The 15926-nt window shown below is 56.9% G+C and carries 16 protein-coding genes and 1 pseudogene; 12 read left to right on the forward strand and 5 right to left on the reverse strand.

Annotated features, from left to right (window positions below):
* Nucleotides 1-215: 215 nt before the first annotated feature.
* On the forward strand, nt 216-572 hold the full coding sequence (locus RAL90_RS12480) for a helix-turn-helix transcriptional regulator (RefSeq protein WP_306251108.1): 357 nt from the start codon (nt 216-218) through the stop codon (nt 570-572).
* Entirely contained in the window at nt 556-1017 is a 462-nt protein-coding gene (locus RAL90_RS12485) for an SRPBCC family protein (RefSeq protein WP_306251110.1), read from the forward strand. Before RAL90_RS12480 ends, RAL90_RS12485 begins: the two co-directional genes overlap by 17 nt.
* A 244-nt stretch (nt 1018-1261) precedes the next feature.
* Here the strand turns inward: RAL90_RS12485 and RAL90_RS12490 are convergent, their stop codons facing one another.
* A complete protein-coding gene (locus RAL90_RS12490; RefSeq protein ID WP_306251112.1) occupies nt 1262-2218 on the reverse strand; it encodes a calcium/sodium antiporter in 957 nt (318 codons plus the stop codon).
* 153 nt (nt 2219-2371) lie between these two features.
* Here RAL90_RS12490 and RAL90_RS12495 point away from each other — a divergent pair.
* Nucleotides 2372-3120, forward strand: a pseudogene (locus RAL90_RS12495) (IS5 family transposase).
* 251 nt (nt 3121-3371) lie between these two features.
* On the opposite strand, the gene RAL90_RS12500 reads toward RAL90_RS12495, so the two are convergent.
* A complete protein-coding gene (locus RAL90_RS12500) occupies nt 3372-3875 on the reverse strand; it encodes a DUF3429 domain-containing protein (protein ID WP_306251114.1) in 504 nt (167 codons plus the stop codon).
* A gap of 186 nt (nt 3876-4061) precedes the next feature.
* On the opposite strand from RAL90_RS12500, the gene RAL90_RS12505 reads away from it, so the two are divergent.
* From RAL90_RS12505 to RAL90_RS12525, 5 genes are all read left to right on the forward strand, one after another.
* Entirely contained in the window at nt 4062-5615 is a 1554-nt protein-coding gene (locus RAL90_RS12505; RefSeq protein WP_306251116.1) for a DUF1353 domain-containing protein, read from the forward strand.
* A gap of 198 nt (nt 5616-5813) precedes the next feature.
* Entirely contained in the window at nt 5814-7487 is a 1674-nt protein-coding gene (locus RAL90_RS12510) for an electron transfer flavoprotein-ubiquinone oxidoreductase (RefSeq protein ID WP_306251118.1), read from the forward strand.
* Nucleotides 7488-7499: 12 nt separating this feature from the next.
* Nucleotides 7500-9479 carry a tetratricopeptide repeat protein gene (locus RAL90_RS12515; protein ID WP_306251120.1) on the forward strand — a complete coding sequence of 660 codons (1980 nt, stop codon included), beginning with the start codon at nt 7500-7502 and terminating at the stop codon, nt 9477-9479.
* An 11-nt stretch (nt 9480-9490) separates the two neighbouring features.
* Nucleotides 9491-10357: a 4-(cytidine 5'-diphospho)-2-C-methyl-D-erythritol kinase gene (locus RAL90_RS12520; protein ID WP_306251122.1), complete on the forward strand. Its 867-nt coding sequence runs from the start codon at nt 9491-9493 to the stop codon at nt 10355-10357.
* 9 nt (nt 10358-10366) lie between these two features.
* A complete protein-coding gene (locus RAL90_RS12525; RefSeq protein WP_306251124.1) occupies nt 10367-11455 on the forward strand; it encodes a glycosyltransferase family 4 protein in 1089 nt (362 codons plus the stop codon).
* Here the strand turns inward: RAL90_RS12525 and RAL90_RS12530 are convergent.
* Nucleotides 11435-12457 carry a polyprenyl synthetase family protein gene (locus tag RAL90_RS12530; protein WP_306251126.1) on the reverse strand — a complete coding sequence of 341 codons (1023 nt, stop codon included), beginning with the start codon at nt 12455-12457 and terminating at the stop codon, nt 11435-11437. The two genes, RAL90_RS12525 and RAL90_RS12530, sit on opposite strands and share 21 nt — an antisense overlap.
* A gap of 52 nt (nt 12458-12509) precedes the next feature.
* The gene (locus tag RAL90_RS12535) at nt 12510-12632 is read right to left on the reverse strand and encodes a hypothetical protein (RefSeq protein ID WP_306251128.1); all 123 of its coding nucleotides are present in this window, start codon (nt 12630-12632) and stop codon (nt 12510-12512) included.
* On the opposite strand from RAL90_RS12535, the gene RAL90_RS12540 reads away from it, so the two are divergent.
* Nucleotides 12631-13500: a S49 family peptidase gene (locus RAL90_RS12540; RefSeq protein WP_306251130.1), complete on the forward strand. Its 870-nt coding sequence runs from the start codon at nt 12631-12633 to the stop codon at nt 13498-13500. The genes RAL90_RS12535 and RAL90_RS12540 overlap by 2 nt on opposite strands.
* A gap of 10 nt (nt 13501-13510) precedes the next feature.
* On the opposite strand, the gene lysM is transcribed toward RAL90_RS12540, so the two are convergent.
* The gene (gene lysM / locus RAL90_RS12545; protein ID WP_306251132.1) at nt 13511-13954 is read right to left on the reverse strand and encodes a peptidoglycan-binding protein LysM; all 444 of its coding nucleotides are present in this window, start codon (nt 13952-13954) and stop codon (nt 13511-13513) included.
* A 223-nt stretch (nt 13955-14177) separates the two neighbouring features.
* Between lysM and RAL90_RS12550 the strand changes: the two genes are divergently transcribed.
* The 3 genes from RAL90_RS12550 to RAL90_RS12560 all read left to right on the forward strand — a co-directional run bounded on the left by RAL90_RS12550 (nt 14178) and on the right by RAL90_RS12560 (nt 15906).
* Entirely contained in the window at nt 14178-14387 is a 210-nt protein-coding gene (locus tag RAL90_RS12550; RefSeq protein WP_306251134.1) for a hypothetical protein, read from the forward strand.
* A gap of 101 nt (nt 14388-14488) precedes the next feature.
* Nucleotides 14489-15010 (forward strand): hypothetical protein, encoded by a 522-nt coding sequence (locus RAL90_RS12555; protein ID WP_306251135.1) that lies wholly within the window; start codon nt 14489-14491, stop codon nt 15008-15010.
* The gene (locus RAL90_RS12560) at nt 15007-15906 is read left to right on the forward strand and encodes an alpha/beta hydrolase (RefSeq protein ID WP_306251138.1); all 900 of its coding nucleotides are present in this window, start codon (nt 15007-15009) and stop codon (nt 15904-15906) included. Before RAL90_RS12555 ends, RAL90_RS12560 begins: the two co-directional genes overlap by 4 nt.
* Nucleotides 15907-15926 lie beyond the last annotated feature (20 nt).

Here is a 15926-nt window from a genome sequence, read left to right on the forward strand (position 1 = left end):
TTGCCTGCCAGGTAAGTGGCCTGCCTTTGCCAGCCCCTGAGTTTCACAACCGGCGGGTATTCGCTAATTACAGACAGTTCAACGCCGATGCCGAGTGATAGGAGTTGGGCGAGTTTTGGACGCTGCGCCATTTGTTCTGGCTGACCTCTCTCAAGGCAGGCAAATCAGAAACTTAGCCATTGATCTAACTATTGAGTACCTTTATAATTAGCCAAATGGATAACTTTCAAACAAACCTCGACACCGTTTTTCATGCGCTCGCAGATCCGACACGCCGTGCGGTACTGCAGCAACTTGGACGGCGCGAACTGGCAGTGAGCGATCTCGCAAAGCCATTTGATATGGCGCTGCCTTCGTTCATGAAACATATCAAAGTGCTTGAAACCTCTGGATTGATCAGCTCGCAAAAAACCGGACGTGTCCGAACCTGCAAGATCGAACAACAGTCTTTGAATGCAGCTCAAGGGTGGCTCGAGGAGCAACGTATGCTTTGGGAAGGGCGCACCGATCGCCTGGCAGAATACGCAGAAAACCTAGAACTACAGGAGTCTAACGATGACAACAGAAAATGATTTAACCATTCAACGCGTTATCAAAGCCCCGCCAACGACGGTGTGGCAGGCTTGGAAAGATCCTTCGCACTTCGTCAAATGGTGGGCACCTGCTCCAGTGAAGACGGTCTCCAACAAGCACGACATGTTCACCGGAGGCGGGTTCGATACGACGATGCATTTACCCGATGGGACCGTTATGGAAGGAGGCGAAGGCTGTTTTCTGGAAGTCGTGGAATACGAAAGGATCGTGTTCACAGACGCTCTGCGCGGCGGTTGGCGACCAAATGAAACAGCCTTTTTCACGGCTATAATTACGCTAAAAGAGCACCCGGATGGAACGCTGTATACTGCCACGGCTTTACACAAGAACGATGCCGACCGTCAGCAGCACGAGGAAATGGGCTTTCTGAATGGGTGGGGAACTGCATTGGATCAGCTCTCATCCTTGGTCGAAACTTTGTAAGCCTTGCTGATTCGGTCATAAGGAGGTCTCCATTTTTTTGAGGCGCGAAATGCGCCGGGAGACCCAGACTAAAGGCTGACAAAGGGGGGCCCATAGATTTTAATGTTTACGCTGACAACATGAAGGATGAAGGGGGGCGGAGTGCGGCAAGAGGCTGAAATGGGGGCTGGCCAAACACTCTGACTGATCGTCTTAGAATGAACAATGAGCGGTCTGTGGCGCACGTTCATCCGACGCAATCATTTCAACTTGCGGCTCCCAAACCCAGCCAAGCCGTATAGGCGACGTAAGCCAGCAACAAGAGAGCGCCTTCGATTCGACTGATCCTCCAACGGGTCACCGCAAATAATAGTAGTAGTGCAGTCGCACCGATCATTATCCAGATATCGAAGGACGCGATTGAGGCAGGCACTTCGATCGGCTTGATGAGAGCTGTGGCACCCATAATAAAAAGCACATTGAAGATGTTGCTGCCAACAATGTTGCCGAACGCAATATCGGATTGACCCTGTCGTGCCGCGGCGATGGTCGTGACAAGTTCTGGCAACGATGTGCCCACGGCTACGATTGTTAGGCCGATCACGGCTTCAGAAACACCAAAGCTTGAGGCGATACTGATTGCGCCAGTGACCAGAAACCTCGCGCCAAGAATTGTCAGTCCTAAACCCCCAACGACGAAGACAAGGTCTTTCCAAACACTTCCCTCTGCCAAGCCCTTCGGTTGTGCAATCGCTATGGACGCCTCGGCCGCTACGGACCTTCGCTCCCGGATGATAGTCACGGCAACATAAGCAATAAGAGCAGTGATGAAGACCATACCCACCGTGGGGCTCAGGGAGTCATATTGCACGGCGACCAGGCACATCAATGCTGAAAGTGCGAGTACGGCACCGTCCCGCCGGAAAGCATTGCGTTCAACAACAACAGGCGCGAGTACGGCAGCTAATCCCAAAATGAGCAGAATGTTGGCAATGTTACTGCCCACCACATTTCCGACCGCGATTCCGGGTGAGCCTGCAAACGCCGCCTGAAGGCTGGTCACCAACTCTGGCGTGGAGGTGCCAAACCCAACAAGAGTCAGGCCGATTACCAGTGGAGATAAGCCGATCCGTCGGGCAAGATCGACTGCTCCGCGCACAAGAAGATCACCGCCGATGACCAGTCCTGCCAGACCAAAGATGAGCAATAAAACAATATCCAAACGTGTCGCCAGTACAATTACAATCGCAGCGGGTTCCCGCAATTTCAGTACGTTATACACATGACGATTGGTCAACTAGGGTCTGTACCCAATTTAACTGATTGATTTGTTTGTGCAAAGCGTGATTCAGGGATTTCCGAAAGGGAGTCTTAAATGGCGCGGTTTGATTTGTCGGATGAAGAATGGGCGGTGATTGAACCGTTGTTGCCAAAGGTTAGCCGCGGCCCGAAGCGCAAAGATGATCGTACGATCCTGAACGGCATCTTTTACATTTTGCGCACAGGCGCGCCATGGCGGGACTTGCCGGAACGATATGGACCGTACACGACTGCTTACAATCGGTATAACAGGTGGGGCGAGCGCGGCGTCTGGAAGGGCATATTCGATGCGCTCGCTGAAGAATGTGAGGACAGTCTGATCTTCATAGACGCCTCGATTGTCAAAGCTCACCGCGCAGCGAGTGGCTCAAAAAGGGGGAACTGGCGGAAGATATTGGACGCTCACGGGGCGGTCGCACAAGCAAAGTTCACGTGGCCGTAGATGAAAATGGCAGGCCATTGCGCATTGAGGTCACTGGCGGCCATGTTCATGACAGCCAGGTGATGAATGTCTTCCTCGACTGGGAGATGCCGCCTCTGGCGATGGTCCTGGACAAAGCCTATGGCAGTGCGAAGATCAGGCGCGATATCGCCGATGAAGGTGCGTTGGCGGTTATTCCCGCCAAGTCCAATGCGCGCAATCCGGTCCCGCATGACACCAGCCTTTACGCCATGCGTAATATTGTCGAGCGGTTCTTCTACAAAATGAAAGACATGAGACGGCTGGCTACACGGTTCGAGAAATCTCGAAGGAACTTCATCAACATGATATATCTCTTCGCAGCAAAATGCTGGATCAATTGAGTCCACACCCTAAATTGCAATCAACTTGCCGGCTTGAGTTGTGTCCCAGCACAGAGGTGGGTGTGCGATCCGTCGCTCGAATTGCCGAACGGCAAATTTTAGAAAGTTGATGCGCCGAGATGCCAGCCTTTCAAGAATTGAATAGGCCCAGGCCCGGTGCTGCGTTCTCGCCTGTGCCGCACTTAAAGTCTCCCTACGGATTACCACATGCTGACGGATCGATATGACGTCGCCTGGCCTGGAGCCAACAATCAGTTCACGATCACGAAGATCAGCGTGGCGGCGAAGGCGAGTTCCATCATCACGGTCAGCGGCAGTCTGACGCCGAGATACCAGTCCGGCGCACCGGAGCCGCGGCGGGTTGCCCGCAGATCATCGAACAGGAGCAACGGCAATGCCACAACGATGATGAGCAATCGCACAAGATCGTTCTCCATCAGGAAGATCGGGAAGGAAATCAGTAACGGCATGATACCGCCGAACAGGTTGGTGAAGGTCGGCCCGGTTGAATGCATCACGGCGATGCCCCAGCGGATGCCCCCGAAAAAGGCCAGCAAGGCGCCGCCGCACAGGATTATCAGATCAATCAGGTGCGGGCCAATATCCATCGGTCGTGCCCAGACCAGAATGGCGCCGATTATCAACGGCAACGCCCCGGCATAAGCGATCGCGGCAGCGGCCTGTGTCAGGCCATTATTGTTGTTGCCAGCCAGGCTTGGGCCGGCGTCAGAATAGCGGGTCATGTAGTCATTCATGACAATGTCTCCCCTGTTGACGGTAGCTTTCGCTACGCCCTGAATATAGGGATGGCTGCAGGGGGGCGCCATCCCTGCCGGGTCGAAATCGACGTGAAAGATGGGCCGGGCGGCAGGCAGACACCCGCCTCTTTGCAAGCGCCTCTCGCTGGCGTAGGCTCATGGCAACGGGAAGAGGGATCATCCATGAAACAGCGATTTTTACTGGCGGCCCTGGCGGCCTTTGCCGCGGCCAGCCTGACAGCCTGTGCCAACACCCGGGGCCCGTCAGCGGACACAAGGGCGGCAGCACCGGCTCGTGACACCATAACGCAAGATCTGGCCCTGCCACCGGAACTGGCCGCCTTCGCGGATGAACGCACCACACCGGATGAAGATAGAGTCGATGACACCCTGCGGCAGGACCCTTTCGGGGGTTATCAGCGCAACCGCTCCCTCGAAGATCAAATTCTGCTCCGTGAACAGAATGACCTGCGCACAGAATTCACGACACTGGCGCAGAACCAGCAAGAAACGCTGACGCGCAAGGAACGCGCGCGACTGGAAAAGACATTCGCCGCGCTTGTCGACCTCATCATGGAGAATCTCATCTTTGACAGCCGCGACCCGGAGACCGGCCGCATCGACTTTTCCTATCGCGATGATGAGGACAGCTTCGCCCTGGAACTGGACCAGCGCGCCCTGACCAGAGAGGAAGCCCTGGAAATTCTCTGCCTGCCCCGCCGCGCGGCGAAACAGCTTGCGCCGTTTGACTGCGCCGTCATTTATGCGCTTATCCCGCCCACGACAATGAATGCGTTCTGGAATGAAGAATTCTCCGCATTTGAAATTCCGATTACGGATTTTCCGGATCAGCCGTTGCGCATGTGGCCTTATGAGCTCGTTTCCTTCCAGAACAAGCCCTTTATATTTCTGCCGAACGAATCCCTTTACGGTGATATTTTTATTCTCGGCACGTATGATGAAAACGGCGCACGACAGTTCGCGTTGAGCTCAATCCCGCCCCCCGCGCCGGCGGCGCCCCCGCCTGTTGCGGTCCTGAGTGGTGCCCTGCAGGAGCTGTACGACCAGCTGGCCGTGGTTTCTGACGAGGATGACGATGCGGATCTCTTGCGCGACGGCACACGCCGCAATTTCGTGCTGAAAGAGGATATTCTCTATTGCCGGGAAAAAACGGGCGAGATTTTCCTCATCCCGGCAGGCTTCGTCACGGATCTTCTCTCCGTGAAAGGCATGTCCGCCTTCCTGCGCAGCGACCGGACCTATGCCGGGGCCATTATCCATGACTGGCTGTTTGCCATTGGCGGCGGCGAGGCCGAGCGCAAACGCGCCGAGGCAATGTTCTCAGAGGAACTGGCCTTCAATAAATCAGGGGCGCTGCACCGCTTTTTCATCACCATGGGGACGGATAAGGTCGGGCCGCTATATTTCAGATTGTTCGGCAAGGACTCGCCCTTTGGCCGCCGCGCCGAAATGCGCTTTGCCACGCGGGAAAGCTGCCAGCGCGGCTATGCCATGCAGACAGGTGAAGAGCCTTATATCCGTGGCCGGATCAACCAGCGCCGACCAGAAGGACAGCGCTGTCGTGGCTTCCAGGACAATTATCAGGACTATTTCGAGACCTACGCCACAGACACCCGCATTGACGCCTCCGAGCTGACCAGCAGCGACGAAAAACGCGCCTATCTGCGCTCTGTCATCGTCAACAAGGACCCGGAAAAATCCTGCGCTGACTTGTGAGGTATCTGCGGGCTGCTTCTAATAAGCGGCAGCGCACGCCCCCCCCCCCCTGCCGCCAGTGGCGAAAACATGCACCCGATAAAAGCGTGACTGCGTAAAGGCTTGATAACAGCTTGACTGCGGCCCCCCATGGATTTTCTGCCGAAATCTGCCTAGGTATCTGTCAAAGCAGATAAGAACCTGAACAGGTAAGGCATTATGAGCGACGAAGCGATTGAACGCGAAAGCATGGAATTTGATGTGGTGATTGTGGGCGCCGGGCCAGCTGGCCTGTGCGCGGCGATTCGCCTGAAACAGCTGGACGCGCAGAACGGCACTGAAACCTCTGTTGTGGTGGTGGAGAAAGGCTCCGAAGTGGGCGCGCATATTCTCTCCGGCGCGGTGGTGGACCCCAAGGCGCTGGATGAGCTGATCCCGGACTGGAAAGAACAGGGATGCCCGCTGGAGACGGAAGTCACGGACGAGAAATTCCTGTTGATGGGCCCCGCCGGGTCCCTGCAGTTGCCGCTGTTCGTCATGCCCGGCATGGTCAAGAATCATGGCTGCTATATTGCCTCCATGGGCAATGTCTGCCGCTGGCTGGCCGAAAAAGCCGAGGGTATGGGCGTCGAGATTTATCCGATGATGGCGGCGAGCAACTATCTCAAACGCGACGATGGCTCGGTCAAGGGCGTCATCGTTGGCGAGGTCGGCATTGGCCGCGACGGCGAGAAGAAAGACTCCTACGAGCCCGGCATGGAACTGAACGGCAAATATGTACTCATCGCCGAAGGGGTGCGCGGCTCCCTCGGCAAGCAGTTAATTGCCGAATTCAATCTCGATGCGGACAGCGAGCCACAGAAATATGGCATCGGCATCAAGGAATTGTGGAAAGTGCCGGACGGGAATTTCAAGCCGGGCCTTGTGCAGCACACCTTTGGCTGGCCCCTGAACAACGCCACCGGTGGCGGCTCCTTCTGCTATCATTTCGGCGACAATTATGTCTCCATCGGTTTTGTGGTGCATCTGAACTACAAGAACCCTTACCTTTCTCCGTATCAGGAGTTCCAGCGCTTCAAGCATCACCCGGATGTTCTGCGCTATCTGGAAGGGGGCGAGCGCGTTGCCTATGGCGCGCGGGCGATCACCGAAGGGGGCTTCCAGTCTGTGCCAAAGCTGACCTTCCCGGGCGGCGCGCTGATCGGCTGCTCTGCCGGCTTCGTCAACCTGCCACGGATCAAGGGTAACCATAATGCCATGAAAACCGGCATGATGGGCGCGGAAGCGGCCTATGACGCGGTGCAGGCCGGGCGACAGGGTGACGAACTTGTAGCCTATACGGAGAAATATAATTCTTCCTGGGTTTATGATGAACTGAAAAAAGTCCGTAACGCCAAACCGCTATGGTCAAACCTTGGCACCGTGGCCGGGGGCATCGCCCTGACGGGCATGGACCTGTGGATCAATACGCTGACCGGCGGCTGGTCCCCGTTTGGCACCCTGCGCCATGGCAAGAACGATGCCCAGTCCACCGAGCCGGCATCCGAACATCAACCGATCACCTATCCCAAACCGGATGGGGTGATCTCCTTTGACCGCCTGACCAATGTGGCGTTTTCCTTCACCAATCACGAAGAAGACCAGCCAGTGCACCTGACCCTGAAAGAGGCCAGCGTGCCGGTGAACGTGAACCTGCCGGTCTATGCCGGCCCGTCCCAGCGCTATTGCCCGGCCGGAGTGTATGAGTTTGTTGAGGAAAATGGTGCGTCCAAATTCCAGATCAATGCGCAAAACTGCGTGCATTGCAAAACCTGCGACATCAAAGACCCGTCCCAAAACATCGTCTGGAAAACACCGGAGGGCGCTGGCGGGCCAAACTATCCAAATATGTAACCAGAGGATGCCTTGCGCATCGCGGGGGCGTCTGGTCATATAGATATTCGCGTCAGGCGTGTTGCCCGCGCCGCTGAGGAGAGTGCCGTTTTGACATTGCTGAACAGGCTTGTTGCCCGTCCGTCTTTCATCGCCATCGTCGCCGCAACGCTGCTGACCAGCAGCTGCACCAGTGGTGTCGGCAGCTATGATCTGGCAGCTTTTGATAATTCATCGGCTGCCGGGCAATATCTGAAAGCGCGCTATGCCGCCAGCCAGCAGCAGGTTGGCCTTGCCGCCGAAGCCTATAGCAGTGCCGCAGCCTTTGCGCCGCAGGACACAAGCCTTTTACAGCGCACCTTTTTCTATGAACTGGCGGCTGGCAATATCTCTGATGCCACCCCTTACGCCGAGAAACTGCTGCTGCCTGAATTCCAGTCAGCTGATGCCACCCTCGACCAGTCCGCGGGCATGTTGCCAGGCCTTGCCAAACCGGAATTCACCGTCGCCGCGGAGCTGATCCGCAGCGGAGACTATGAGGCCGCGCAGGCGCTGCTGTCAGAAGATTTTGACGGGCGTGCCGCCAGCACCCTGGCCTATCTGGTGAATGCATGGATGGTATATGAAACAGAGGGGCTGGATGCAGGACTGGCGGCGATGAACCCCTCTGGTCGCGCGGATATTTATCCCTCGTTCACGCCGCTGCATCAGGCGATGATGCTTGATCTTGGCGGGCGCGAGGAGGAAGCGGAAGCGGCTTACCAACTCGCCCTGTCGGCGATCTCGCCACAAAGCGCCATTGTTGCCTATGCGGATTTTCTCGGGCGCGGCGCCGCGACAGGTGAAAATACACGTGAACAGGCGCTGTCCCTGTACCGCAAACTGTCCGAAGATACCGGCCTTCTGCGCCGGGCAGGCAGGCTGGGCCTTGCCCGCCTTGGGGAGCCACTGGCACGCGAAAGCCGCACCACACGGCAACTGGAAAATACCAAAATCCCTCGCGCCGTGAATAATGGCCGTGAGGGCGCTGCCCTTGCCTTCTATTCCTTTGCCTGGGGGTCTTACGAACAGATCATCAGCCAACAGAATGCTGCACAGCGCGCTGGCTTCAACAACATGCAGGCTGCCCTGAACACGCCGCTCGCTTTTGCCCAACTGGCAGCCTATCTCAATCTGGATCTGGATGAAGCGCATTATGTTATTGGCGCTATCTTCACCAGCTACGAACAGCCGGAACAGGCGATTGAAGCATTTGAAAAGATAGATTTTGACAATCCATTCTATGAATTCGCACAGATGGATATTGCCGACGCCTGGATTTTGCTCGGCGAAAATGACCGGGCACTGAGCTCCTTGCAGGACTTTACCGGCAAGGACACCCTGACGCCTGACGCGCGCAGCAAGGTGGCAAGCCTGTTGACCGATGCGGGTGCAGATGAAGAAGCAGACGCCGCCCAGACAGAAGCCATCCGGATCGCCGAGCAGCTCACCAGTTCGGAATCCGAGCGCTTCTCACTCTGGCGCTATTATTTCGCCAGAGGTGCGACACGCATCGAAGCCGGACGATGGGCAGACGGCGAAGCAGACCTGAAAAAGGCCGTCGAGCTGTCCCCGGACCAGCCCTATGTCCTGAATTTCCTGGGCTATAGCTGGGCGGAGCGCGGTGAGAACCTTGATGCTGCCTTCGACATGATCGAAAAAGCCCTGTCACTGGAGCCAACATCCGGCGCCATTACGGACAGTCTGGGCTGGGCACATTATCAGCGGGGGAACTATGCCGAAGCGGTCAAGCATCTCGAGCGAGCCGTTACGCTGGAGCCATCAGACGCGGTGATTACGGACCATCTTGGCGATGCCTACTGGCAGACAGGCCGCCCCGTCGAAGCCCGCTATGAATGGCGGCGGGCCCTTTCGCTTGATCCAGATACAGACCTGCAGGCAGCCATAGAGCGCAAGCTGGCCGATGAAGTGGTCAGTCCGGCTGCCTCGATCGCTGCAGGCAGCGCACGCTGATTGCAGCGCCCGTGCCTGACTCCTTGCAGAAACTGGCCCCCGTCAAGGTCAATCTGTGCCTGCATGTGGGCGGTGTAAGATCCGATGGCTTGCATGAACTGGCCAGCCTCACTGTGTTTCCTGATTATGGGGACCTGATCACCGTCACCGCCGCCGATGAAATGACGCTTGGCATCACCGGGCCCTTCGCAGCTCAGCTGGGTGATCTGCCAGCAGAGCAAAACCTGATTCTCAAGGCAGCACGCGCCCTGCAGAAAATGGGGAACACCCGCAAAACTGCGCATATCAGCCTGGAAAAAAATGTGCCGGCCGCCTCCGGCATTGGCGGGGGCACGTCTGACGCTGCGACAACCCTGTTTCTGCTCCGCCAGCTCTGGCATCTCGATCTCAGCGATGCCGCACTGCTGTCACTCGCATTCGGGATTGGCGCAGACGGACCTGTCTGCCTGATGCCCCACCTGTCGGACACCGGCACAGCCATCATGACCGGCGCGGGGGAGACCGTAGCGCCCGGCCCGGCACTGCCGCCCTTATGGATATGCCTGGTCAATCCATTGCACGAAGTGCCCACGGGAGAGGTATTCCGGCGCTTTGATACGCGCAGGCCCGCGCCTGACTTGCCGGTGCTGCCGCGTTTCAGGGATATCAGTAATTTCGGTCAGGAGACACGCAACGACCTGCACCCCTTTGCAGAACAGCTCTGCCCAGAAATTGCCCCTGTTCTGGCCATGTTGTCGGCACAGTCCGGCGTGATATGGGCGCGCATGTCCGGCAGCGGGGCGACCTGTTTTGCGTTGTATGAAACGGCTGATGCCGCTATGGCGGCAGCTCAGTCAGCCCGGCGCAACGGCTGGTGGGGGAAAGCAGCAAAGGTGTAAATCTGACGAATGACTGCCTCGGTAATCAGTAACACAATCATTTTCCTGCGACCGGAGATCTTGGCCGCAGTAATGGCTGCAACCGCGGGCAGTTTTCTTGTCTGCCGGTTTGCCATCTCCCGATCATGGTTGCAGAACAGGGTTGTCGCCCGCTCAAGTCACAATGTGCCAACCTCCCGTGCTGGCGGCCTTGCCATTATGGGCGCATTTGTGGCTGTCGCCCTCTGCCTCTCTCTCGTGTCCGGCATACCCGACGCGAATGGGATGGCGCTTGTGATCTTCAGCACGGGAGCTGCGCTTCTGGGGCTTGCTGATGACCTCTGGTCGCCCAGTCCCCTGATCAAGTTTGCCGGTCAGACTGTACTGGCCATTGCCGCCACGCTTGTTGTTGGCCAGGTCAACACACTGCCATTGCCCTTGCTGGGGGCTGTGCCACTTGGGGCATTCGGCTTCCTCATCACCGTCATCTGGATTGTTGCCTTTACCAACGTCTTCAACTTCATGGACGGCCTTAACGGGATTGCGGGGGGCTGCGCAGTTGTCGCGCTGCTCGCCATGGCGATCGCCTGTGCTGGTTCCAGTCAGGCGGGTCTGTCTGCCCTTTGCCTCATCGCCGCCGCAGCAACCTGTGGTTTCCTGTTGCTCAATGTTCCACACGGAAAGATATTTCTGGGGGATACCGGCAGTCACGGGCTCGGGTTTTTGCTGGCCGTCCTGGCGGTCAGCGCGGGGGGTATTCAAGGCAGTCCCGGGTCGGTTGATGCGGTCTTTCTGCCGATCATCTTTCTACCTTTTATTCTGGATGTCACGGTCACGCTGGCAAACCGGGCCTTGCGCTGTGAAAAGCTGCACCAGGCCCACAAGGAGCATATTTACCAGCGCCTCAATCAGCGTGGCATGAGCCATATTCAGGTGGCATCCATTTATGTCGGATTATGCACCATTTCCGCTGTCCTTGCCTTCGTCACGCAACGGCTTGACCCCGGGCTTAAATTTCTCGCGCCGCTGGCGCTCACCTGCTTCTTTCTCGCAGCAGCGCTTGTTATTCTGTCAGGTAAGAACAGCCTCGAAGAACAGTCAGGACGCGCGGGCGACTGAAAGATCTGCCAGATCAGCCAGCGCGGTTGTCATTTCGTTGCCGGGTAACTGCCCGAGCGCAGATAACGCATTATCAGCATACTGACGGGCGCAAGCGAGGGTCCGGCTGATCGTATCATCCCGCTTCATGTAACTCATGGCCGTTTTCAGGTCTTCTTCTGTCTGGCGGGTCTCACCGATTGTACGCTCCCAGAAGGCTTTCTCTTCTTCATTGCGGGCAGCCGCTATCGCATAGACCACAGGCAGTGTGATTTTGCCCTCGCGGAAATCATCACCAACCGTCTTGCCCAGTGCCTGTTCATTCCCGGCATAATCAAGCGCATCATCGACCAGTTGATAGGCGATGCCAAGATTGAGCCCGTACTGGCGGAAAGCCTCTTCCTGCGCCTCGCTGGCACCGGCAACGACAGCCCCGCCTTGCGCCGCCGCAGCAAACAGCTCTGCTGTTTTGGCTTTCACCACATCCAGATACATCTCAAAGGTGGACGCCGTGTTCTTTTGTGTCGCCAACTGAAGGACTTCCCCTTCCGCGATAACACACGAGGCCTGTGACAGGATCTGCAGCACTTTCAGGCTGCCCGTCTTGACCATCAGTTCAAAGGATCTTGAAAAAAGAAAGTCTCCGACCAGAACACTTTCCTTGTTGCCCCAGACGAGATTGGCCGTCTTCAGGCCGCGGCGCATCTTGCTGGCATCAACAACATCATCATGCAAGAGCGTGGCCCCGTGGATCAGTTCCACCGCCGCAGCGAGAGAAATATGATGTGCCCCGTCATAACCGAGGGCCCGCGCCGCCGCGAGCGTCACAACCGGTCGCAGACGCTTGCCGCCTGCATTGATCAGATGCCCGGCAACCTCCGGGATGATCGTCACGGAAGACTGCATATGATCGAGAATGGTCGTGTTGACGCGCTCGAGATCGACCGCTGTCAACCCTCGCAGGGCCAGCACCGCCCCGGTAAAGTCGCGATCGCGCTCAATGCTTTTCGCCGGTTCGCCCACCGCGAAGCTCCTTCTTCATTCTCATTTGTACATCTTTTCGCAGACAACAATGTCAGGCGCAATAATCGAGATCAATATGCGCCTGTTCCGTGAATATGGCTGAACAGAACAGAAAGTCACCTGTTTTCAAAGATTTGTTGCAGCCACGCCCGTGCATACCTACATCACCTGTCATGACAAAAATAACCGATATCCCCCGCAAGATCTGGGATGCGCTACCCTTTACCGGCGCGCCCAAACCCGTCGTTACCCATCTTGAGTTGTCCGGCGTCATTGCCACCTCAAGCCGCACGGGCAAAAGCCTGAACTTACGGCGCGTGGAAAAGGCGCTGGACGAGGCTTTTGCACCGGGCAATCTGAAGGCGGTCGCCCTCAGCGTGAATTCTCCGGGCGGCTCTCCCGTTCAATCCCGGCTGATTCTGGACCGCATCCGCCTTCTGGCAAAGGAAAAGGAAATCCCGGTCCTGACTTTTGTCGAAGATGTTGGTGCCTCTGGTGGCTATATCCTCGCGATTGCCGGGGATGAAGTCTACGCCGACCCGAGCTCGATTGTTGGCTCAATCGGTGTGATCGGCGGCGGCTTTGGCTTTCCCGAAGCAATGAGCAAGCTGGGCATTGAACGGCGTATCTATACTGCCGGTGAAAACAAGAGCCAGCTCGACCCTTTCAAACCGGAAGACCCAGCAGATGTTGAGCGCCATCAGGTGCTGATGGATGCCCTGCACGAGATTTTCATTGATCTGGTCAAGGCGCGACGCGGCGACAAACTGACCACGGAAAAGAATATTTTCACCGGAGAATACTGGCACGCGGATGCTGCCCGCAGCTATGGCCTGATTGATGAAATCGGCGATGTGCGCAGCGTGCTCCAGGAGAAATATGGCAAGGATATCAAGATCAAGCGTATTGAGACAGATGAGCGCAGTCTGATTCAGAAACTGCTTGCCCAACACCCTCAGGCAATGCCGTCCGCACTGGTGAGTGCGGACGAAATCATTGATACGCTGGAAACCCGAACCCAGTGGTCACGGTTCGGGCTGTAGGCCGGCGCTATCAGTCAAGCGGCGGAATGCGCAGCACCTGGCCCGGATAGATTTTGTCCGGGTCGGACAGGAGTGGTTTATTGGCTTCGAAAATTGCAGGATATTTCATGGCATCGCCATAAAATTCCCTGGCAATCTTTGACAGGGTGTCACCGGATTTGACTTCATACATTTTGGCTTCCGGTGCCGCTTCCGCCACTTCGATCCTAGACTCAACCTCTTCAACGCCAGCATTATTGCCTGCCGCAATGATGGCTTTTTCAGCATCCGCCTGTGTTTTGGCCTTGCCACTGATGACAACCTTACCTTCAGCCTTCTCCTCGACATTGATCTCTTCAACATCAAGTTCCTTGACCTTGTCGTCTTTAGAGAACTTGTCCTTGATGGCATCAGCAATATTGCCGCCAACATTTCTCAGGGCGTCACCTGCAGCTTTTGGAAATTTGAAAAACATCTGCTTCTCCTCAATAAGTCGGGCGGCAGTTTTTCCGCGCCCTCACCCTATTCTTCTGGGCCGCTTGCCATAAAACAGCAACTGCCAAGGCCGCGACAGCCCCCCTTTTGACCGTGCCAGCCGCATGCCGGGCCATTTGTCAGCTTGCCGCAGTTTAATGGCCACCGACTCGCCAAGGGCGGGCAACGGTGTTACTATCCTGCCAATAAGGAGAAACACCGTCATGTCCGCTATCACCACCATTATTGCCACCGCAGCGGCAACACTTGGTGCCGCCGCAGCCGTGCGTCATGTGCGCAAACGGATCGGAAAATTCGAGGACGCGTTGCGCGATGCCAGACGTAAGGCTGAGGGTAAAGTCGACAGTGACGTGCTGGAGTTCGAAAAGAACCCGGAAACAGGGACTTACGTTCCGAAAGATGCGCAGGGCTGACCCGCCCTCACTCTGAAAATTCTCGCGATATTTCTTTTGCACTTGCCGGGCGCGCACTCTAGGTTCGCGCAACTACAACAAGCAAAAAGCCATATCCGGGAATGAGTGAAACGCTCCCGCCGATCAGCGGTCGGCAAATCGCCTTTATTGATCTGGAAGCATCCGGCCTTGGCCCCAAATCCTGGCCAATCGAGGTCGGCTGGGGATTTCATGGCTGGCCTGCACGCTCCATGCTGGTCAAGCCGCACGCCTCGTGGTCATTGGAAGCGTGGGAAAAAACAGCAGAAGAGCTGCATGGTATCTCGCCGGACATACTGGTCCGGCAGGGCACGGCTGCGCTGGAAGTGGCGCTGGTACTGAATGCAGCCTTTGCCAATGCCGATGTGTACTCTGATGCCCCGAGTTTTGACGGCTTCTGGCTCTATCGTCTTTATGAAGCTGCCGGCGTGCGGGCCAATTTCCGGCTCAATAACATTGCCTCCCTTATCAGCGCTGTCACGGACACCACACCAGAGGACCTGTTTGCGCAGGCAAACGAAACAGAGCCCCATACGCACCGTGCAGAACAGGATGTGCGCCAGCTCCAGCTTGTCTACACACTCGCGCTGCAAGAGGCCCGATGAGCAATCCGGCAAACAAGGCACCAACCCATGAGCACGCGGCGCTGGCTGGCCGCGGCGGCACCCTGGCTTTACGCCGCTGGGAAAATCCGGCAAATTCCCCGCTGCTGTTCGTGCACGCCACCGGCATGTGTGCCAGTGTCTACAAGCAGTTTCTGACACCCCTGGCAGAAGACTATGATATCACTGCGCCGGACATGCGGGGCCACGGGCGCACCAGCCTCCCGGCAGATCCGTCAACGTTGCGTAACTGGCACATCTATGCCGAAGATCTGGAACAATATCTTCTCTCCTTGCCACAACCAAAAGATGGCTGGCGTCTGATGGGTCACTCAATGGGCGCCGCGACAAGCCTGCTGGTGGCGGCGCGCGGCAAGGTTCGGGTTACCCGCCTTGTGCTGATTGAGCCGGTGATCATTCCGGACTGGACAAGATGGATCGCCATGTCGCCCCTGCAACCTGTGTTGCGCAAGATGTTTCCGATTGCCAAGCAGGCCGCGCAGCGCCGCGCCACCTGGCCGGACAGAACAACTGCACTTGAGACCTATGGGCGCAAGGGATTTTTCAGGCGCTGGGCACCTGGCGTACTGGAAGACTATCTCGAAGATGGCCTGCAGACGCAGGAGGATGAAATGCGCCTGTCCTGCGCCCCCGCCTGGGAGAGCGCCACCTTTGCCGCACAGGGCCAGAATGTCTGGTCTGCCTTCGACACAGTGCAGGGGAGCGCTACACAGGTGCATGTGTTTATCGCCGAGCATGAGTCCACCGTCATGGCACAAGCCCGCGACAGGCTGGCAGCAAGAGGTATCAACACTACCTTCCTGCCGGACAGCAGTCATCTGGTGCCGATGGAGAAACCGGACAGGCTGGCCACGCTTGTCGCAAAGCAGCTTGCCTGAGTATTTCAGGCCTGACCAGT

Source organism: Parvularcula sp. IMCC14364 (assembly GCF_030758415.1).
In the GTDB taxonomy this organism is placed as follows: domain Bacteria; phylum Pseudomonadota; class Alphaproteobacteria; order Caulobacterales; family Parvularculaceae; genus Aquisalinus.

What these genes read in the sequence shown, in the direction of transcription:
- RAL90_RS12480 (WP_306251108.1), top strand. Translation starts at nt 216, where the DNA reads ATGGATAACTTTCAAACAAACCTCGACACCGTTTTTCATGCGCTCGCA.
- RAL90_RS12485 (WP_306251110.1), top strand. Translation starts at nt 556, where the DNA reads ATGACAACAGAAAATGATTTAACCATTCAACGCGTTATCAAAGCCCCG.
- RAL90_RS12500 (WP_306251114.1), bottom strand. Translation starts at nt 3,875, where the DNA reads ATGAATGACTACATGACCCGCTATTCTGACGCCGGCCCAAGCCTGGCT.
- RAL90_RS12505 (WP_306251116.1), top strand. Translation starts at nt 4,062, where the DNA reads ATGAAACAGCGATTTTTACTGGCGGCCCTGGCGGCCTTTGCCGCGGCC.
- RAL90_RS12510 (WP_306251118.1), top strand. Translation starts at nt 5,814, where the DNA reads ATGAGCGACGAAGCGATTGAACGCGAAAGCATGGAATTTGATGTGGTG.
- RAL90_RS12525 (WP_306251124.1), top strand. Translation starts at nt 10,367, where the DNA reads ATGACTGCCTCGGTAATCAGTAACACAATCATTTTCCTGCGACCGGAG.
- RAL90_RS12540 (WP_306251130.1), top strand. Translation starts at nt 12,631, where the DNA reads ATGACAAAAATAACCGATATCCCCCGCAAGATCTGGGATGCGCTACCC.
- RAL90_RS12535 (WP_306251128.1), bottom strand. Translation starts at nt 12,632, where the DNA reads ATGACAGGTGATGTAGGTATGCACGGGCGTGGCTGCAACAAATCTTTG.
- lysM (WP_306251132.1), bottom strand. Translation starts at nt 13,954, where the DNA reads ATGTTTTTCAAATTTCCAAAAGCTGCAGGTGACGCCCTGAGAAATGTT.
- RAL90_RS12550 (WP_306251134.1), top strand. Translation starts at nt 14,178, where the DNA reads ATGTCCGCTATCACCACCATTATTGCCACCGCAGCGGCAACACTTGGT.
- RAL90_RS12555 (WP_306251135.1), top strand. Translation starts at nt 14,489, where the DNA reads ATGAGTGAAACGCTCCCGCCGATCAGCGGTCGGCAAATCGCCTTTATT.
- RAL90_RS12560 (WP_306251138.1), top strand. Translation starts at nt 15,007, where the DNA reads ATGAGCAATCCGGCAAACAAGGCACCAACCCATGAGCACGCGGCGCTG.